This window comes from Streptomyces iranensis, assembly GCF_017874715.1.
GTDB classification, from domain to species: Bacteria; Actinomycetota; Actinomycetes; order Streptomycetales; family Streptomycetaceae; genus Streptomyces; species Streptomyces iranensis.
Map to the genome: position 1 here is coordinate 71,400 of NZ_JAGGLR010000010.1, position 18,908 is coordinate 90,307.

Below are 18,908 nucleotides of genomic sequence, written 5' to 3' on the forward strand. Positions count from 1 at the left end.
GCGCCATGGCACGACCCCGGCGCATCGTCCTCCTACGGCACGGAGAATCGGAGGGGAACGTCGATGACTCGGTGTACGAAAGGGTGCCCGACCATGCCCTGAGGCTGACCGAGTCCGGGCGCCGGCAGGCGGAGGAGGCGGGCGAGCGGCTGCGCGCCACCTTCGGCGACGAGCGCGTGTCGATCTATGTGTCGCCGTACCGCCGCACCCACCAGACCCTGAAGCTGCTCGATCTCGACCCCTCCCGCACTCGGGTCAGGGAGGAGCCGCGGCTGCGGGAGCAGGACTGGGGGAACTGGCAGGACAGGGAGGACGTGCGGAAGCAGATGGCGTACCGCGACGCCTACGGCCACTTCTTCTACCGGTTCGCACAGGGTGAGTCGGGCGCCGACGTCTATGACCGGGTGGACGCCTTCCTGGAGAGCCTGTGGCGCAGCTTCGACGACCCCACCCATCCGCCGAACGTCCTGCTGGTGACCCATGGGCTGACCATGCGCCTGTTCTGCATGCGGTGGCTGCACTGGAACGTCGCCGAATTCGAGTCGCTGTCGAACCCGGGCAACGGCGAGATGCGGACCCTGCTACTCGGCTCCGACGGGCGTTACCACCTCGACCGGCCCTTCGAACGCTGGTGCACCCCTAGGCCCTACGGCCACACCGATTAGAGTGCGCAGCGATGACCGCTGACCGTTTCCACCGGGCTCTGCGGAGCCTGCGCGGGCTGGCCGTGGGCGACGCCCTCGGCTCCCAGTTCTTCGTCCCCGACAACTATCCCCACCTCAAGCGCCGCGAGCTGCCGCCCACTCCCTGGCAGTGGACCGACGACACCGAGATGGCCTGTTCGATCCTGGCCGTCCTGGTGACCCACGGCCGGATCGACCAGGACGATCTCGCCCGGTCCTTCGCCGACCACCATGACTTCGACCGGGGCTACGGCCCCGCCGTGAACCGGATGCTCCGCCTGACCAGGGAGGGCGGCGACTGGCGTGACCTGGCCGCCGGGCTGTTCCAGGGGCAGGGTTCGTGGGGCAACGGCGCCGCCATGCGGATCGCCCCGCTGGGTGCCTGGTACGCGGGCGATGTGGAGCAGGCCACGCATCAGGCGGAGATCTCGGCGTACACCACGCATCAGCATCGCGAGGCGGTGGCGGGAGCCATGGCGGTGGCCGCGGCCGCGGCGCTGGTGGCCGATCCGGCGGGCCACGGCGGGCCCGGGGAACTGCTGGACCGGGTGGTCGAGGTGGTGCCGCGCAGCGCCGTCCAGGCGGGGCTGCGCCGGGCCCGTGACATGCTCGACTACGCGGACGCCGGGACCGTCGCCGCGGTGCTCGGCTGCGGCCGCCGCACCAGCGCCCATGACACCGTGCCGTTCGCCCTGTGGGCGGCCGCTCGCCACCTGGGTTCCTTCGACGAGGCGTTCTGGAGGACGGCCTCGGCCGGCGGAGATGTGGACACCACCTGCGCCATCGTCGGGGGAGTGGTCGCGTCCGAGGCTGCCGGTGCGCCGCCCGCCGACTGGCTGGATCGCACCGAGTCGTTGCCGGAGTGGGTCCCGGCGGGCGCCGGCTGACCTTTCGCGGGGGCGTGATGCGTGCGCCATCCGGTTTGCCACCCGAACCTGCCGTGTGTCACGTCACGTTGGGCGGAAACGGCCACCGGATCCACCAAAGCGGCGACCGCCGGCGGCGGCCGGTGATCACTGCTGGGGATCCGGGTTCCGAACGCAGGTAAGAGCGGCGTAAGGTTGTCCTCGCCATGGCCTATGAACCGCCCACCCACAGTGTCGAGCGCTCGCTCCGAGCCACGACGGGAGCCAAGATCGTCGTCGGTATCGACGAAGTCGGGCGCGGGGCATGGGCCGGTCCGGTGACGGTCTGCGCGGCGGTCACCGGTCTGCGCCGTCCGCCGACCGGGCTCACCGACTCCAAGTTGCTGAGTCCCAAGAAGCGCACGGCCCTGGCCCTGGAGTTGGACTCGTGGGTCACCGCACACGCCCTGGGTCATTCCTCCCCCGAGGAAATCGACGACCTGGGGATGACGGCCGCCCTCCGGCTCGCCGCCACGCGTGCGCTGGACGCGCTGCCGGTCCGGCCGGACGCGGTGATCCTGGACGGGAAGTACGACTACCTCGGCGGTCCCTGGACGGTTCGTACGGTCATCAAGGGCGATCAGTCCTGTGTGTCCGTCGCCGCCGCCTCGGTGATCGCCAAGGTCCGCCGGGATGCGATGATGGCCGAACTGGGAGTCGAGCACACGGACTTCCGCTTCGGGGACAACGCCGGATATCCGTCCCCCACGCACCGCGCCGCCCTGCGGGAACTGGGACCCACGCCCCACCACCGGCTGTCCTGGGCCTATATGGACGGGCTGCCCCGCTGGCGGCACCTGAAGCGGTTCCGCAGCACATCCGAACCGGTCGGGCTGGAGGGCGAAGGCCAACTCGGCTTCGACTTCTGAGCAGACCAAGCGGTCAAAACCGCCACCCGCCGATGCGACTCGCACCGACGTTTGATAGACATCAGCCCATGCCTCTCATCCCCGAGGAGCCTCAGATTCACGAGAGTGTCCCGGGTCCCCGCGCGACACCGGCCGCAGGCCGTACCGCGCCGACCCCTCGTCCTGTCCCTGGTCCCGGCCCCCGGCCCGCACCGCGGCGGCCTGGAAGCCCCGGTCCCAACCGTGGCCCCGCCGGAACCTCGTCGGCTCAGTCGCAGCGCACCACGAGCGATGCGACGAAGCCCGTGCCGACCGCCCCGGCGGCTTCGGCTGCCAAGGCCGCACCCACCGCCACGAAGGCCACGCCCCAGATCCAGCTGATCCCCGCCACGGTGGACGGCGCTCTGGACGCGGCGGACGAGGCGGTCGACCTGCTGCTGGATTCCGGTCGGCCCCCCGGTGAGATCCTGGTGCTGACCACCGGGGAGCAGCATCCGTGGGCGGCACATGAGTTGTCCTTCGGCGAGGCGTCCTACTGGGCGCAGCACGACGCCGGAGACGATGTCTTCTACGCCGGCGCGGATGCCGACCGTCTCAAGGACCGTCCGGTCGTGGTCGTCGCCGTCAACGGTGGTGTGAACGACGCCGTGGCCCGCGCGCTGCCCGAGGCGATGGGCCGTGCCGGGACGCTGCTGATCGTCTGCGGCGATCCGGAGCGCATCAACACCCTCATCGGTCCGGGCGTCTGAGGCCGCACGTCCCCGAACGCCCGGTGTCCGGCGGTCTCTGTCCCCCGTGGCGGAGCTGTCCGGCGTCCGGACGGCCGGTGGCCGTGCGGCCCGCGACCGGTCAGACGGCGGCGGGGTGGCTCAGCGCCTTGTGCCGCCCTCCGAGGTGGGGCCGCGGCAGCGCCTTGGCGTCGCCGTCGCCCTCGACGGCCACGCCCAGCTTGGTCGGCAGCGAAGCGGAGTGCGGCCGACGGCCGCCCCGCCCCTCACCGAGGACCCGCCATCCGTCGTGGGTCAGCGTGATGTACGCACCGCAGCGCAGGCCGTGCAGGGTGCAGGCGTCGCGCAGCCCCCACATCCAGGCGCCGTCCTCCTCCGTCCACCGGCTCTCGCCCTCGCGGCAGTAGAGCAGTACGGCGGTGCGGATCGGCGTGCGGCGTCGCAGATCGTGCGGGATCACCCGGCGCAACTGCGCCAGCAGCGCGTTCCGGAAGTCCCAGCCGTCGACGGCGGCAGCGCCGCGGCGGACGAACGAGGCGCTCGCCGTGAGCCGTTCCTCCGGATCGAGGACCGCGACGACGGCGGTCGAGGGCGTCGGCAGATGGCGGATGTGCAGTCCGGTGACCACCTCGCGCGGATTGCGCAGCAACGGGATTCCCGCTGCCGCCCACTCGGCGGGCTGGAGCATCCGGCCGGCTCGGGAAGCGGAATCGGCGGCCGGTGGCGGAACGAAGCCGAAGGTCACGGTCCTCCCTTCGTCTGCGCCCACGGTCCGTGCGAAGGGTCGGGCACGGGCGCGGGCCACGACACAGCCCCGTCGGTACCACGGCCGGACCGGGGGCGGGGGAGCTGCTGACAATTCTCGCGGTAGCGCCCGCGCGCGGCAATGCGCAGTCGGCACCACTGACTGTTTTACCTGGATGCGCGTTCTATATTCCTGGCCGGTTCGCGCCCCGCCGCAATCGCGGCCGTCCCTATCCCTGAACGGCCAGGACCAGCGGAAAGACCCCGGCTGCCCCGGCCCGGCGGAGCAGCCGGGAGGCGACGGCCAAGGTCCAGCCGGTGTCCGCCAGGTCGTCCACCAGCAGCACCGGTCCACCCGCCTCGGCAAGGGCCGCCGCCAGCGGAGGCGGGACGGTCAGCGCGCCGTGCAGCGCCCGCAGCCGCTGAGCGCTGTTGGTGCGCGGCACCCGGGTGTCGATCTCGCCGTCGTGGTACGCGACGCTCCCGAGCAGGGGCAACCGGCCGACCGTGGCGATCCGTTCGCCGAGCGACCGGATCAGCTGTGGGCGGGTGCGCGAGGCGATCGTGACCACGCCCACCGGGCGGCCCGGGGCGTCCGGCGCACCCGAGGCCCAGCCGCCGGGGCCCTTGGCCCAGTCGGCGAGCACGGTCACCACCGCACCGGCCACATCGTCGGGCACCGGTGCGTCCGGGTTCTGCGGGGCCAACAGCGGCCGCAGCCGGTTTCCCCAGCCGATGTCGGACAGACGGCCCAGGGCCCGGCCCGGAGCGGCCTGCTCACCCGCCGGAATGCGGCCCTTGAGGTCGACGCCCACCGCGGGCAGCCCGGTCGGCCACATCCGGCGCGGCTCCACTTCGACACCGGGCCGCCCCAGCTCGCCGCGCGCCGCGTCCAGCGCGGCGGCGGACACCTCGGTGGTGAACCGCGCTCCCGCGCAGTTGTCACAGCGGCCACAGGGCGCCGCCTTCTCGTCGTCCAGCTGCCGCCGCAGGAACTCCATCCGGCAGTCGGCCGTCGTGGCGTACTCCCGCATGGCCTGCTGCTCGGTCTCCCGCTGGCGTGCCACCCACGCATACCGCTCCGCGTCATACGCCCAGGGCTGCCCGGTGGCGGTCCAGCCGCCGCGCACCCGCCGCACCGCGCCGTCCACGTCGAGCACCTTGAGCATGATCTCCAGACGCGACCGCCGCAGCTCGACCTGGGGCTCGAGCGCGGGCAGCGACACCGGGCGGTCCGACGACGCGAGCACGTCGAGCGTGCGGCGCACCTGCTCCTCGGGCGGGAAGGCGAGCGAGGCGAAATACCGCCAGATCGCCTCGTCCTCGCGACCGGGCAGGAGCAGCACCTCGGCGTGCTCCACACCGCGCCCGGCGCGCCCGACCTGCTGGTAGTAGGCGATGGGGGAGGACGGCGAACCGAGATGGACCACGAAGCCGAGGTCCGGCTTGTCGAAGCCCATGCCCAGCGCTGAGGTGGCGACCAGCGCCTTGACCCGGTTGGCCAGCAGGTCCTCCTCGGCCTGCTGGCGATCCGCGTTCTCCGTCTTGCCGGTGTAGGAGGCGACGGTGTGGCCGCGCTGCCGCAGGAACGCAGTCACCTCCTCGGCCGCGGCCACGGTGAGGGTGTAGATGATCCCGGAGCCCGGCAGCTCATCGAGGTGGTCGGCGAGCCAGGCGAGCCGATGCGCGGCGTCCGGCAGCGGCAGCACGCCCAGCCGCAGGCTCTCCCGGTCCAGCGGGCCGCGCAGCACCAGCGCCCGCCCGGCTCCTTCGCCCGTGCCCAGCTGCTCGGCCACATCTGCGGTGACCCGCGCGTTCGCGGTCGCGGTGGTGGCGAGCACGGGCACACCCTGGGGCAGATCGGCGAGCATGGTGCGCAGCCTGCGGTAGTCGGGCCGGAAGTCATGGCCCCAGTCGGAGATGCAGTGTGCCTCGTCGACGACCAGCAGGCCGGTGGCGGCGGCGAGCTGGGGCAGCACCTGGTCGCGGAAGTCGGGGTTGTTGAGCCGCTCCGGGCTCACCAGCAGCACATCCACCTCGCCCGCGGCCACCTCCGCCTGGATGGTGTCCCACTCCTCGGTGTTCGCGGAATTGATCGTTCGGGCCTGGATACCGGCGCGCGCGGCGGCCTCGACCTGGTTGCGCATCAGCGCGAGCAGCGGGGAGACGATCACGGTCGGACCGCTGCCGCGCTCGCGCAGCAGCGCGGTGGCGACGAAATACACCGCCGACTTGCCCCAGCCGGTGCGCTGCACGACCAGCGCCCGGCGGCGCTCGGCGACCAGCGCTTCGATCGCCCGCCATTGATCCTCCCGGAGCCGGGCGGAGCCGGTGGTGTCACCGACGAGGCGGGCCAGGACGCGGTCGGCCGAGAGGTGCAGGTCTTCGTCACTCATGCCCCCATGCAACCCGATCCCGCCGACATCGCGCCAATGCCCCCGCCACCCCTGTGGATAACGTTATCCACAGGGGTGGCGGGGTCGGCTGGGCTGAGGGACCGTCGGGCCATGACTCGACACAACGAAGCGGCCGGTCTGCCCGGCGAAGAGCAGGTCACCCTCCGTAGCCCGGCCGAGCTCGCCGACGCCCTGCCCTATGTCCTGGGCTTCCAGCCGGACGACAGCATCGTGATGATCGCGCTGCACGGCGCCCGCGGCCGGTTCGGCGGCAGGCTGAGGCTCGGCATTCCCCGGGGCCCGGAGGAGTGGCCCGAGGTCTGCGATCAGCTCGCCGAATGCCTGATCAGCGGCAGCGAGCGGCGGGGCGTGCGGCCGGACGGAGTCGTTCTGTTCCTGTGCCAGGAGCCGGCCGAGGGCGAGTCCGCGCAGGAGGCGATGGAGCGGCTGCGGCCCCTCTCTCAGCGGCTGCGCATCGCGTGCGGCGGGTTGGAGGTGCCGGTGTTCGAGGCGCTGTGCATCTCCGGCGGCCGGTTCTGGTCGTATGTCTGCCCCGACCGGCGCTGCTGTCCGCCGGAAGGCGTTCCGCTCGCCCTGCCCGGCACGTCGGTCATGGCCGCGGCCGCGACGTTCGCGGGAGTCCAGGTGCGCGGCTCGCTGCGCGAGATGGAGGCCAGGCTCGCCCCGCTCGGGGCGCCTCGGGCCGATGGGCAGGAGCGGGCTCTGGACGCCGCCGGGGCCGATCTTGTACCGAGGATTCTGGACGCCGGTGGCTCCGTGACGGTGCGTGCGCAAACCCTCGGTCTGGTGGGCCGGATGCTGGACACGTTCCAGGCCGCGCCGCCGGTCGCCGACGCCTGTGCGGCCGATCTCCGCGATGACGGTCTGCTCGACGACCAGGACGCGGCCGCGCTGATCATCGGGCTGCAGGACCGGCGGACCCGGGACCGGGTGGCCGGCTGGATGGAGGAAGCGGACGCCGACGCGGCGCTGCGGCTGTGGCGCGCGCTGGCCCGACGCTGTGTCGGCTCTTACGGGGAGCATGCGGCGGCGCCGCTCACCCTGGCGGGGTGGGTCGCCTGGTCGGCGGGTGATGAGCTCATGGCACGGGTGGCGCTCGGGCGTGCCCTGCGTGTTGATCCCGACTACCTCTTCGCGAGGTTGTTGCACCAGGCGTGCAATGAGGGGGTCCATCCGAAGCTGCTGCGTCAATGCCTGCGCCGGGAGGACTCCGAGCGCTCCGGCCCGGCCGACCGCGCCGACCGCGCCGTGCACGCCGCGGTGCACGCGGAACTGGAGCGGCTCGGCGACTTGGCTGCGGCCGAGCCGCAGGGGGTGGCAGGAACCCCGGCCGGAACGATCATGGAAACGGCGGGACCGGTCGAGTCGGCTGAGCCCGCCGAGTCGGCCGCCCGCGCGGAAGTGAAGGAGCTGGACGAACCGGAGGAAGCGGAGGAGCTGGACGAAGTGGAGGAATCGGGGGAGGCGGAAGGTCAGAGGGAGCGGCAGTCGGCGCGGGAGCGGCCGGGCGGGGTGGCGGGGCCGGGCGGCAGGAGCGGCTCGGCAGGGTCGAGCGCCCCGGGCGGCAGGCGCCGCCCGGAAGGGCGGCCGCGCACCCGGCGCCGCACCGGCGGTCGGGGCACGCGCAGCCGCCGCTGACCCCGCCAGGCCGGGGGAGCCCCTGGGGCGGGGTCAGGGGTGGCTGTGGGGCCGCCCTCGGGGGTGCCGATCCGCTGGACGGCTCGGGCCTAGGACACGCGGCCCGGGGGCGGCCGGTGGGCGGCAGGCGGGTGTGCTGAGACCCGGCGGCCAGGGTCGGACAGTGGACGGCGAGGGGGTCTGCCGAGGCGCGACGGTCCGGGGTGGCCGGTGGGTTGGGGTGTGGCGGTCCGCCCGTGTGGGGCGGCTCGGGGGATTCGGAAGGGAGTGTGGGAATCGTGCAGGCGAGCGCTTGAGAGAGCGATTTCACGAACATCGGTGATCATGCTCAAGGGCCTGATTATCGTCAGGCAGACGACTATGATCGCGTCATGCCCTACGACCCGTCGGCTTTTCCGGCATTCGCCGTCTCCGTTGATCTGGTCGTGCTCACCGTGCGGCGGCATTCGCTGTGTGCGCTGGCCGTTCGCCGCGGGGAGTCGCCCTTCAAGGGGCGGTGGGCGCTGCCCGGCGGTTTCGTGCGGCCCGATGAGGATCTCGCCGTCGCCGCTGCCAGGGAGTTGGCCGAGGAGACCGGGTTGCTCGCCCATGATCCCACGCTTCCGGTTCCGCCGAACGCGGCCCACCTCGAGCAGCTCGCCACCTATGGCGATCCGAAACGGGACCCCCGGATGCGCGTGGTCAGCGTGGCGCATCTCGCGCTGGCGCCCGATCTGCCCGCGCCCCGGGCCGGGGGCGACGCGCACAGCGTGCGCTGGGCGCCGGTCGAGTCGCTGCTCGACCGGGAGGGAGCCTTCGGGCGGGACGGCGATCTGGCCGCCCCGCTCGCCTTCGACCATGCCCGCATCCTCGCGGACGGGGTCGAGCGCGCTCGCTCCAAGATCGAATACTCCTCGCTGGCCACCGCCTTCTGCCCGCAGGAGTTCACGGTCGGCGAGCTGCGCCGGGTGTACGAGGCGGTGTGGGGCGTGGCCCTGGACCCGCGCAACTTCCACCGCAAGGTCACCGGCACTCCGGGTTTCCTGGTGCCCACCGGTGGTACGACGACCCGTCAGGGCGGCCGTCCCGCCCAGTTGTTCCGGGCGGGAGGGGCGACGCTGCTCAATCCGCCCATGCTTCGTCCCGAGGTGTGACGGGTCATGACACGACGACTCCCCGGGAGTGCTATGTCCTGACGAAATAGGACATAGCGGGTTAACGTTCTCCGGTACGCCACCAGTCCCCACGTGCCATCGAGCGGTTCCATGCCCCGCGGGAGAAGCCATGATCCAGGCCACCGGACTGACCAGCACCCCCCGCCGCAACCATCCGCCCGTTGTCGACGACCTCACCTTCGAGGCCCCGGCGGGCCGGGTCACCGCACTGCTCGGCGGCCCCGGCGCGGGCAAGACCACCGCGCTGCGGCTTCTGCTGCAGCTCGACCGGGGCCATGGCTCCGCCTTCTTCCGGGGCCGCCCCCTGCACCGCATCCGGCGCCCGGCTCATGAGATCGGCGTTCTCCTCGAGGACGTCCCGGGCCACCCGGGCCGCACCGTGCGGGGGCATCTGAGGATGCTCGGTGCCGCGGCCGGGGTGGCTGCCGCACGCGCCGATGTCGTGCTCGATGTGGTCGGCCTCACCGATCTGGCGGACGAGCGCATCGGTGATCTGTCCACCGGGGCGGAGCGTCGTCTCGGGATCGCCACCGCCCTGCTCGGGGACCCGCACACCCTGGTCCTCGACGAGCCCGCACGGGGCTTGTCGGCCCGGGAGACCACCTGGCTGTACGGGCTGCTGCGCCAATTTGCCGCCCAGGGTGGCGCCGTCCTCGTCGCCACCGAGGATGCCGAGGGCGTGATCCGCCTCGCGGACCAGGTGCTCACCCTGGAATCGGGGCGGCTGGTGGCCGATCAGCCGGTGGACGAATTCGCCCGCACCCGGCTGCGCCCCCGTGTCGTCGTCCACTCGCCGCTCGTCGGCCGCCTCGCCGCCGTCCTGGAGGAGGAGGTCGAGGCCGCCCGGCAGCTGGCCCAGGCCCAGGCGGCGGAGGAGGCGCGGGCGGCGGCCGAGCTCGCGGCCAAGGCCGAGGTTGCCCAGGCCGACACGGCCCAGCCCGATGTGGCCGACGGGGGCGACGTCGTCAAGGCCGAGAGCGCCGGGCCCAAGGCCAGGAAGAGGGCGATCTGGCGCAAGGTCAGGATGGCCCAGTTCGCCACCCGGGGCTCCGCCGCGGCCGAGGCGAAGAAGGCCACCACGGAAGCCGTGGCCCACGACAAGGCAGCCAACGACAGAGCAGCCAACGACAAGGCGAACAAGGCAGACGCGGCAAACCCGGCGGACAAGGCTGCCCCCGCCCCCGCCTCCATCCCCGCCCCCGCTGCCGGCGCTGAAGCGGTCGGCGCCGAAGCGGTCCACGCGCGGATCGGGGTCGGGGTCGCCGTCGGGGCCGGAGTCGGGGTAGGAGCCGGGACCGAGCCCGAGGAGGAGCCGGTCGCCGCGCCCGCCGACCCGTTCTCCGTGGTGCGCGACGACGACACCCACATCTCCGTCTACGGCCTGTCCCCCGCGTCGGTCGGGGAGACCGCCTACCGCCACGGCATCGTGGTCCACCGGCTCGTCGAGGAGACCGCCGATCTCGGCCCGGGGACTCCCGCGGCCGCCCGCGCCCGCGACCCCGAAGCGCCCCCGCTGCGGCTGCTCCCCAAGCTCCGCTTCCCGGGCCCCGCCTGGCCGATGCGCTACGAGGTGCGTCGTGCCACCGGCGTGCGGACCGGCTGGCTGATCGGCGTCGCCTCCATCGTGGCCTCGCTCCTCGCCGCCGTGCTGCTCGCCCGTGCCGGTGACACCGGGGAGCTGCATCGGCTCACCGGCTGGCCCGCCGACCTCCCGCTGCCTCCCGTCGCCATCGCGGCCGGTCTCCTGGGCGCCCTCGCCTTCGGCGACGAGTTCCGCTTTCCGGCACTGGCCGCGACCCGGGACGCCGTGCCCCGCCGACTCGGGCTGCTGGCCGCCAAATTCGCGGTCTGTGCGGCCGGTGCCGTCCTGCTGTCGCTCGGCGTCATCGTGCTCGACAGCGCGGCGCTCCTGCTGCTCGTGGGCGGCAACGCGGTGCCGCTGCCGGGCGACTGGCCCGCGCTGGTGGTCGGTGTCCTCGGTCTGACCATCGGCTCGTCGTGGGCCGGGCTGCTCGCCGCCGGAGTCTTCCGTTCCACCGCGTTCGGGCTGGCCACCCTGCTCGCCGTGCCGATCCTCGCGGTGCCCGTCGTCCAGCGCGCGGCGCAGGACCCGTCGCTGCGTTCGCTGGTCATGCTCCCGCACCGGCTGCGCGCGGCGACGCTGGACCGGTCGCCCTCCATGGTCGACCGAGGGCTGGCGGTCGCGCTGCGGCTCGCGTCCCAACCGGTCGGACAGGCGCTGATGTTGTCGGTGGCCGTCCTGCTGTGTGCCTATGCCCTTACCGGTCTGCGCGGCAAGAGCACCCGCCAGTAGCACCCGTCAGTAGCACCAGCCCCGTGCCAGGCGCCCACGTCCGTCCCGTCGTCCAAGCCCGCCCGCTCCGACGCACCCCCAACCCCGCCGCCCGCTCGGCCCGGAGGCCGCCCGGCCCCCGTAGTCAGCCAGTGGATCAGGCCGGAAGTGGATTCGCACAGCCGTCGCGCGAACTGCTCGCAACTCCCCGAAGGATGCTTCTTTCTGTCCGATTGAGCGTCAATTATGAGGTAATGGGCGATCACCCTTTCGTGTGCTTTTCACCAAAGACCTCAAGGGCTTCCGAGGCGTCGCCGACAAAGGATGCGTGAGTACCCTTGCGCACACCACGATGACCGCGGCTCGCCCCGCCGACTCCGGCCTGGCCGGTTCGGGCGAGCTTGACCGCTACTCCTACGCCGAAGCCCCCGGCGCCGACCGCGGCAGCGCCCCCTCCTCCTGGGACGGTGCCGAGGCGGAGATCGGCCGGGTGGGCCGACGCGCGGCCGGCAACCGGGGCCGCGGGCTGCACGGCCAACTCGTTCAGCAGCTGGGCCAGATGATCGTCTCCGGTGACCTGGGCGCGGACCGTCCGCTCGTCCCCGAGGAGATCGGGCAGCGCTTCGAGGTCTCCCGCACCGTCGTACGGGAATCGCTGCGCGTCCTCGAGGCCAAGGGCCTGGTCAGTGCCCGCCCCAATGTGGGCACCCGGGTCCGCCCGGTCAGCGACTGGAACCTGCTCGATCCGGACATCATCGAGTGGCGCGCCTTCGGTCCACAGCGCGACGGCCAGCGCCGTGAGCTGTGCGAGCTGCGCTGGACCATCGAGCCGCTGGCCGCCCGCCTCGCCGCCGGGCACGGCCGCGAGGAGGTGCAGCAGCGGCTCGGCGACATGGTCGAGATCATGGGCCATGCGCTGGCACAGGGTGACGCCCTCACCTTCTCCCGCGCCGACGCCGAGTTCCACGCACTGCTGCTCCAGATCGGGGGCAATCGGATGCTGGAGCACCTGGCGGGCATCGTCGCCGCCGCGCTCCATGTCTCCGGAGCCCCGGTCTCCGGCTGCGACCGCCTCACCGAGGCGGGGGTCGCCCACCACCGCAGGATCGTCGAGGCGGTCGGCGAGGGCGACGCCGCGGCGGCCGAGGCGGCGATGCGCCAGCTGCTGACCGTCCACCCGGATCTCGATCATGCCGAGGTCGGGGTGCCCGCGCCGCGCGAGCACTGATCCGCGGCGCGTCCGGTCGCCCGGATCGCCGGGCTTCCGGAGCGTGCGGCGTACGACGTACGGCAAGACGGTGTCAGTAGGCGGCGAGTTCCGGCCCGATGAATGCCGTACGGCGTACGAGAGGGCGTCGCCGGATCCCGCGTCGCGGGTTCGGCGGCGCGGCGCGATCTGATCGATCGGCGCCGTGTGACTCCCATCGGTGCGCGACTGGGAGTTTTCTGTCCCGTTGGATGGGCATTAAGACCGTTATGGGGTGTGACTCGGGCCACGAGTATTGGGCGTAACGCTCTTTGGGGCAGCGCGATGATTAAAGAGGTGGCAGCCGCGGAGGGAATACGGATGTCGCTCAAATCGCTGTACTCCTCCGCACTCCGCCCGCGCCGTCGGTTCATCCCTGCCGGCGGTCGTCGGCTCCGGTCCCCAGCGGACTGAGCCGGAAGCCGTTTCCAACGTTCCGAGAGGTTGTTCGTGTCGGCCAGCACATCCCGTACGCTCCCGCCGGAGATCGCCGAGTCGGAGTCTGTCATGGCGCTCATCGAGCGGGGAAAGGCTGAGGGGCAGATCGCCGGCGACGATGTGCGCCGGGCCTTCGAGGCTGACCAGATTCCGCCAACCCAGTGGAAGAACGTACTGCGCAGCCTCAACCAGATCCTCGACGAGGAGGGTGTGACGCTGATGGTCAGTGCCGCAGAGGCGCCCAAGCGCACCCGTAAGAGCGTCGCAGCGAAGTCCCCGGCGAAGCGCACCGCCACCAAAACCGTCGCGGCCAAGACGGTCACCGCCAAGAAGGCCCCCGCCGCCCCGGCCGCCCCCACCGCGGACCCGGGCGCTGCCCCGGCCGGTGAGGCCACGGCCGCACCCGTGAAGAAGGCCGCCGCCAAGAAGACCGCGGCCAAGAAGGCGGTCGCGAAGAAGGCCACCGTCGCCGCGAAGAAGACGGTCGCGAAGAAGGCCACCGCCAAGAAGGATGTCACCGACGAGCTCCTCGAGGGCGAGGAGGTCATCGAGGAGGCACCGGGCAAGCCCGGCCCCGAGGGCGCAGAGGCCGAGCCGGAGAACGCGGGCTTCGTGCTCTCCGACGAGGACGAGGACGACGCCCCCGCGCAGCAGGTCGCCGCGGCCGGTGCCACGGCCGACCCGGTCAAGGACTACCTCAAGCAGATCGGCAAGGTCCCGCTGCTCAACGCCGAGCAGGAGGTCGAGCTCGCCAAGCGCATCGAGGCCGGTCTGTTCGCCGAGGACAAGCTCGCCAACTCCGACAAGCTGGCGCCTAAGCTCAAGCGCGAGCTGGAGATCATCGCCGAGGACGGCCGCCGCGCCAAGAACCACCTCCTGGAGGCCAACCTCCGTCTGGTGGTCTCGCTGGCCAAGCGCTACACGGGCCGCGGCATGCTCTTCCTGGACCTCATCCAGGAGGGCAACCTCGGTCTGATCCGCGCGGTCGAGAAGTTCGACTACACCAAGGGCTACAAGTTCTCCACGTACGCCACCTGGTGGATCCGTCAGGCGATCACCCGCGCCATGGCCGACCAGGCCCGCACCATCCGTATCCCGGTGCACATGGTCGAGGTCATCAACAAGCTGGCGCGCGTCCAGCGCCAGATGCTCCAGGACCTGGGCCGTGAGCCCACCCCGGAGGAGCTGGCCAAGGAGCTCGACATGACCCCCGAGAAGGTCATCGAGGTCCAGAAGTACGGCCGTGAGCCGATCTCGCTGCACACCCCGCTGGGCGAGGACGGCGACAGCGAGTTCGGTGACCTCATCGAGGACTCCGAGGCGGTCGTCCCGGCCGACGCGGTCAGCTTCACCCTGCTGCAGGAGCAGCTGCACTCCGTGCTCGACACGCTCAGCGAGCGTGAGGCGGGCGTGGTCTCGATGCGCTTCGGCCTCACCGACGGTCAGCCGAAGACCCTCGACGAGATCGGCAAGGTCTACGGCGTGACGCGTGAGCGCATCCGCCAGATCGAGTCCAAGACGATGTCGAAGCTGCGCCACCCGTCCCGCTCCCAGGTTCTCCGCGACTACCTGGACTGATGCGGTCCGTCTATTCATAGCCGCCTTATGGCGGAAGCGGTACGGCGCGAAGGCCGGGCTCCCTCCGGGGGAGCCCGGCCTTCGCGCTGCCCGGTGCCAAGTCCTCCGGCGCCATGTTCCCCGCTTGGCCCACTCGGGATGCGCTTCGCGACAGAGGGGGTAACGCTGAGTATGCGTCTTGCTCCGTATGGTCAGGAGGCTGCATGCCTAGGTCGCTCCGCTCGCTCCTCATCGCCCTGGCGGTGCCGCTGGCCGCCGCGCTCGCAATAGTGCTCACCGCGCCGGCCCCGGCGACGGCCGACCGGGTGGTGATCGGCGGGCATGCGGCCCGTACGGTCGAGGCGCCCTGGGCGGTGGCCGTGGCCAGCCGTGAGCTCTTCGGGCACAAGAGGTCGGGCCAGTTCTGTGGCGGGGCGGTGGTGGGCCCCACGACGGTCGTCACGGCGGCCCACTGTCTGAGCCGTGGGGTGCTCGGCAAGGACTGGCGGGAGGTGCGGGACCTGAAGGTGATCATCGGCCGCAACGACCTGCGGAAGAAGGACGGGGTGGAGTACCCGCTCGCGCGGGTGTGGGTCAATCCGGCGTACGAGGGCGACAACCGGGCCGGGGACATCGCGGTGCTCACCCTGGGGGTCACGGTGCCCGCGGCCTACACCATCCGCATGGCGGGCACCGGTGACCAGGCGTACCGGCCGGGTGAACGGGCCGCGGTGTACGGCTGGGGCGATACGGAGGGCGATGGCACCTATGCCTCCTCGCTGCGCACCGCGACGGTCCGGGTGCTGGCCGACAGCGTCTGTGAGAGCGCCTATCCGGGCAATGCCGAAGGGGACTACGACCCGCGCTCCATGGTCTGCGCCGGACTGCCGGACGGGGGCCGGGACGCCTGTCAGGGGGACAGCGGAGGGCCTCTGGTGGTCCGGGGGCGGCTGGTGGGCCTGGTGTCCTGGGGGAGTGGATGCGCCGTGGCGGGGCGGCCCGGCGTCTACACGAGGATCTCTTCGGTGGCCGGTCTGGTGGCCGCCCATGGCTGACGCGGAGCCCGGGGTGCCTGTGGATGGGCCCGGAAGGGGCCCGGAGCGAACTCCGCGGGGCCCTTGGGCCATGCCGAAAGATCGCCCTGCGTCATGCCGGAAGGCTGCCCCTGGGCCATGCCGGAAGGTTGCCCCTGCGTCCTGCCGGAAGGTTGCCCCTGGGTCATGCTGCGGAAGGACCCACGATACGAGCGTGGGCGGCCGCCCCGCTCAGGGGGCAGACCGCCCGGAACCCGGCCCTGGGCCGGCGTCGCTCGTCGTCGTGGGTATGAGGCGTCAGCGTTCGTCTTCGGACGCGGACGCCGGAACGGCCGTGAGTCGCTCGGTCTCGTCCTGTATTTCCGCGGCGATCTTCTTGAGTTCCGGCTCGAACTTGCGCCCGTGATGGGCACAGAAGAGCAGTTCACCACCGCTGATCAGCACGACGCGCAGGTACGCCTGGGCGCCGCAGCGATCGCAGCGGTCAGCGGCCGTCAACGGGCTCGCGGGGGTCAGAACAGTAGTCACGTCGCCTCTTCTCTAGCTCGACGAGCTGTCGTACCAGGGTCAACATCCAACCAGCCTGAAATCGTTCCCGCTCGTGGCTTTTTCCCAAAAGTTGCTTCTGAGTAGGCCGGATGGTGACGTTTGGCGGCGAATGAGCCGTATTGCCTAGCTTTGATGCTTCGCGTCGATTGTCTGATTTGCCCTCCCGGCTGGGTTGCCGGTTGTGAATGAGGACGTGCCCGGAGCCTAAATGGTTCATGCCTGAAAGGGAACGTGATGTGTGCGGCACCGCCGTGAGCTATCGAACGTACGAGCGAAACGGTGGCCGGTGCGACTAGCATGGACGTTTCAACGGGTGGCGGCACAAAGGCTCTATCAAGCCTCGGTACGCTCTGACGGGCGACCATGCCACCATCGTGCCCACAGCTGGGCCAACCAGAAATTCAGCGAGGAGCGAACCGCGTGACCGCCGACACGTCCGTGCCGTCCACTGCGCTGCTGACCGGAGCAGACCGGGGCGGCTCCAACTACACTGCGCGGCACCTTCTCGTCCTCGAGGGGCTCGAGGCAGTGCGCAAGCGCCCTGGCATGTACATCGGCTCGACCGACAGCCGTGGCCTCATGCACTGCCTCTGGGAGATCATCGACAACTCGGTGGACGAGGCCCTGGGCGGCTTCTGCGATCACATCGAGGTGATCCTCCACGACGACGGCTCTGTGGAGGTACGGGACAACGGCCGGGGGATCCCGGTGGACATCGAGCCCAAGACGGGGCTGTCCGGCGTCGAGCTCGTGATGACCAAGCTGCACGCCGGCGGAAAGTTCGGCGGTGGCTCGTACGCGGCCTCCGGCGGTCTGCACGGCGTCGGCGCCTCCGTGGTGAACGCGCTGTCCTCCCGCCTCGACGTGGAGGTGGACCGCGACGGCAAGACCCACGCGATCAGCTTCCGCCGCGGCGTCCCCGGGATCTTCACCGAATCCGGGCCGGACGCCCCGTTCGACCCGTCCAGCGGCCTCCTCAAGGGCAAGAGGGTTCCCAAGACCCGCACCGGCAACCGCACCCGTTACTGGGCGGACCGCCAGATTTTCCTCAAGGACGCCAAGCTCTCCGTGGAGACGCTGTACGCGCGCGCCCGGCAGACCGCGTTCCTGGTGCCGGGGCTCACCCTGGTGGTCCGGGACGAGCGGGGACTGGAGGGGCAGGAAGGGCCGGTCGAGGAGACCTTCCGCTACGACGGGGGGATCAGCGAGTTCTGCGAGTACCTCGCCCAGGACAAGGCCGTCTGCGATGTGCTGCGGCTGTCCGGACAGGGCACCTTCAAGGAGACCGTGCCGGTCCTCGACGAGCGCGGCCACATGACGCCGACCGAGGTCACCCGCGACCTGGGCGTCGACATCGCGCTGCGCTGGGGCACCGGATACGACGCGACCCTCAAGTCCTTCGTCAACATCATCGCGACCCCCAAGGGCGGCACCCATGTCGCCGGCTTCGAGCGGGCGGTCACCAGGACGGTCAACGAGGTGCTGCGCAGCGCCAAGCTGCTGCGGGTCGCCGAGGACGACGTCGTCAAGGACGACGCCATGGAGGGCCTGACGGCGGTGGTGACCGTAAGGCTGGCGGAGCCGCAGTTCGAGGGCCAGACCAAGGAGGTGCTGGGCACCTCGGCGGCCTCCCGCATCGTGGCCAATGTGGTCTCCAAGGAGCTCAAGGCGTTCCTGACCTCCGCCAAGCGGGACGACAAGGCGCAGGCCCGCGCCATCCTGGAGAAGGCCGTGGCCGCGGCCCGTACGCGCATCGCGGCCCGCCAGCACAAGGAGGCACAGCGCCGTAAGACCGCGCTGGAGTCCTCCTCGCTGCCTGCGAAGCTGGCCGACTGCCGCAGCGACGACGTGGGCCGCAGCGAGCTGTTCATCGTCGAGGGGGACTCGGCTCTGGGCACGGCCAAGCTGGCCCGGAACTCCGAGTTCCAGGCGCTGCTGCCGATCCGCGGCAAGATCCTCAACGTGCAGAAGTCGTCGATCTCCGACATGCTCAAGAACGCCGAGTGCGGCGCGATCATCCAGGTGATAGGGGCCGGATCGGGCCGGACCTTCGACATCGACCAGGCCCGCTACGGCAAGGTGATCTTCCTCGCCGACGCCGATGTCGACGGCGCGCACATCCGCTGTCTGCTGCTGACCCTCTTCCAGCGCTATATGCGGCCGATGGTCGAGCAGGGGCGGGTCTTCTCGGCCGTGCCGCCGCTGCACCGGGTGGAGCTGGTGAACCCCAAGCGGGGGCAGGACAAGTACGTCTACACCTACTCCGACCAGGAGCTCCAGGAGACCCTGCTGGACCTCCAGCGCCGGGAGATCCGCTACAAGGACGGCATCCAGCGCTACAAGGGTCTCGGTGAGATGGACGCCGACCAGCTCGCGGAGACCACGATGGACCCGCGCCACCGCACCCTGCGGCGGATCAACATCAGCGATCTGGAGGCCGCCGAGGGCGCCTTCGACCTCCTCATGGGCAATGAGGTCGCGCCCCGTAAGGCGTTCATCACCAACTCGGCGGCGACCCTGGACCGGTCGCGCATCGACGTCTGACGCCCGGCCCCTCGGCAGGGCCGGTCCGGCGGGGTCTCCCACCCGGGGGACCCCGTCGGCGTTTCCCCGCGCTGCCCGCTCCTGTAGTGCCGTTTCCGGGCAGTTCATCACCTGAGTCACCTGATGGGGT

Annotated in this window: 14 protein-coding genes; 11 read left to right on the forward strand and 3 right to left on the reverse strand. The window is 71.4% G+C overall.

Features of this window, described 5'->3' with window-relative positions; translation table 11 throughout:
- Positions 1-5: 5 nt before the first annotated feature.
- The 4 genes from J2Z30_RS19450 to J2Z30_RS19465 all read left to right on the forward strand — a co-directional run bounded on the left by J2Z30_RS19450 (position 6) and on the right by J2Z30_RS19465 (position 3,185).
- Positions 6-665: a histidine phosphatase family protein gene (locus J2Z30_RS19450; protein WP_044569352.1), complete on the forward strand. Its 660-nt coding sequence runs from the start codon at positions 6-8 to the stop codon at positions 663-665.
- Between the two features lie 11 nt (positions 666-676).
- Positions 677-1,570 (forward strand): ADP-ribosylglycohydrolase family protein, encoded by an 894-nt coding sequence (locus J2Z30_RS19455; RefSeq protein ID WP_044569351.1) that lies wholly within the window; start codon positions 677-679, stop codon positions 1,568-1,570.
- Positions 1,571-1,755: 185 nt separating this feature from the next.
- Positions 1,756-2,457, forward strand: coding sequence for a ribonuclease HII (rnhB, locus tag J2Z30_RS19460; protein WP_044569350.1), 702 nt, complete (start codon positions 1,756-1,758; stop codon positions 2,455-2,457).
- A 68-nt stretch (positions 2,458-2,525) separates the two neighbouring features.
- Positions 2,526-3,185: a hypothetical protein gene (locus tag J2Z30_RS19465; protein ID WP_078956595.1), complete on the forward strand. Its 660-nt coding sequence runs from the start codon at positions 2,526-2,528 to the stop codon at positions 3,183-3,185.
- A 100-nt stretch (positions 3,186-3,285) separates the two neighbouring features.
- On the opposite strand, the gene J2Z30_RS19470 is transcribed toward J2Z30_RS19465, so the two are convergent.
- Both J2Z30_RS19470 and J2Z30_RS19475 read right to left on the reverse strand, forming a co-directional pair.
- Complete coding sequence (locus tag J2Z30_RS19470; RefSeq protein ID WP_044569348.1) at positions 3,286-3,909, reverse strand: hypothetical protein; 624 nt, start codon at positions 3,907-3,909, stop codon at positions 3,286-3,288.
- Between the two features lie 229 nt (positions 3,910-4,138).
- Positions 4,139-6,304, reverse strand: a complete 2,166-nt coding sequence (locus tag J2Z30_RS19475; protein ID WP_044569339.1) for a RecQ family ATP-dependent DNA helicase — start codon at positions 6,302-6,304, stop codon at positions 4,139-4,141.
- 111 nt (positions 6,305-6,415) lie between these two features.
- Between J2Z30_RS19475 and J2Z30_RS19480 the strand changes: the two genes are divergently transcribed.
- The 6 genes from J2Z30_RS19480 (at position 6,416) to J2Z30_RS19505 (ending at position 15,706) form a co-directional block, all read left to right on the forward strand.
- Positions 6,416-7,963 (forward strand): DUF4192 domain-containing protein, encoded by a 1,548-nt coding sequence (locus tag J2Z30_RS19480; RefSeq protein WP_044569337.1) that lies wholly within the window; start codon positions 6,416-6,418, stop codon positions 7,961-7,963.
- Between the two features lie 371 nt (positions 7,964-8,334).
- The gene (locus J2Z30_RS19485) at positions 8,335-9,096 is read left to right on the forward strand and encodes an NUDIX hydrolase (protein WP_044569335.1); all 762 of its coding nucleotides are present in this window, start codon (positions 8,335-8,337) and stop codon (positions 9,094-9,096) included.
- 130 nt (positions 9,097-9,226) lie between these two features.
- The gene (locus J2Z30_RS19490; RefSeq protein ID WP_044569333.1) at positions 9,227-11,431 is read left to right on the forward strand and encodes an ATP-binding cassette domain-containing protein; all 2,205 of its coding nucleotides are present in this window, start codon (positions 9,227-9,229) and stop codon (positions 11,429-11,431) included.
- Between the two features lie 253 nt (positions 11,432-11,684).
- Positions 11,685-12,638 (forward strand): FadR/GntR family transcriptional regulator, encoded by a 954-nt coding sequence (locus tag J2Z30_RS19495; RefSeq protein ID WP_078956593.1) that lies wholly within the window; start codon positions 11,685-11,687, stop codon positions 12,636-12,638.
- A 468-nt stretch (positions 12,639-13,106) separates the two neighbouring features.
- Entirely contained in the window at positions 13,107-14,672 is a 1,566-nt protein-coding gene (locus J2Z30_RS19500) for an RNA polymerase sigma factor (RefSeq protein ID WP_308279972.1), read from the forward strand.
- 203 nt (positions 14,673-14,875) lie between these two features.
- On the forward strand, positions 14,876-15,706 hold the full coding sequence (locus J2Z30_RS19505; RefSeq protein WP_044569326.1) for a S1 family peptidase: 831 nt from the start codon (positions 14,876-14,878) through the stop codon (positions 15,704-15,706).
- Positions 15,707-15,982: 276 nt separating this feature from the next.
- On the opposite strand, the gene J2Z30_RS19510 is transcribed toward J2Z30_RS19505, so the two are convergent.
- Complete coding sequence (locus J2Z30_RS19510) at positions 15,983-16,213, reverse strand: DUF7455 domain-containing protein (protein WP_037964812.1); 231 nt, start codon at positions 16,211-16,213, stop codon at positions 15,983-15,985.
- Positions 16,214-16,654: 441 nt separating this feature from the next.
- Here J2Z30_RS19510 and J2Z30_RS19515 point away from each other — a divergent pair, with 441 nt between their 5' ends.
- On the forward strand, positions 16,655-18,778 hold the full coding sequence (locus J2Z30_RS19515; protein WP_044569322.1) for a DNA gyrase/topoisomerase IV subunit B: 2,124 nt from the start codon (positions 16,655-16,657) through the stop codon (positions 18,776-18,778).
- The last annotated feature ends 130 nt before the right edge of the window (positions 18,779-18,908 follow it).

What these genes read in the sequence shown, in the direction of transcription:
- J2Z30_RS19450 (WP_044569352.1), top strand. Translation starts at nt 6, where the DNA reads ATGGCACGACCCCGGCGCATCGTCCTCCTACGGCACGGAGAATCGGAG.
- J2Z30_RS19455 (WP_044569351.1), top strand. Translation starts at nt 677, where the DNA reads ATGACCGCTGACCGTTTCCACCGGGCTCTGCGGAGCCTGCGCGGGCTG.
- rnhB (WP_044569350.1), top strand. Translation starts at nt 1,756, where the DNA reads ATGGCCTATGAACCGCCCACCCACAGTGTCGAGCGCTCGCTCCGAGCC.
- J2Z30_RS19465 (WP_078956595.1), top strand. Translation starts at nt 2,526, where the DNA reads ATGCCTCTCATCCCCGAGGAGCCTCAGATTCACGAGAGTGTCCCGGGT.
- J2Z30_RS19475 (WP_044569339.1), bottom strand. Translation starts at nt 6,304, where the DNA reads ATGAGTGACGAAGACCTGCACCTCTCGGCCGACCGCGTCCTGGCCCGC.
- J2Z30_RS19480 (WP_044569337.1), top strand. Translation starts at nt 6,416, where the DNA reads ATGACTCGACACAACGAAGCGGCCGGTCTGCCCGGCGAAGAGCAGGTC.
- J2Z30_RS19485 (WP_044569335.1), top strand. Translation starts at nt 8,335, where the DNA reads ATGCCCTACGACCCGTCGGCTTTTCCGGCATTCGCCGTCTCCGTTGAT.
- J2Z30_RS19490 (WP_044569333.1), top strand. Translation starts at nt 9,227, where the DNA reads ATGATCCAGGCCACCGGACTGACCAGCACCCCCCGCCGCAACCATCCG.
- J2Z30_RS19505 (WP_044569326.1), top strand. Translation starts at nt 14,876, where the DNA reads ATGCCTAGGTCGCTCCGCTCGCTCCTCATCGCCCTGGCGGTGCCGCTG.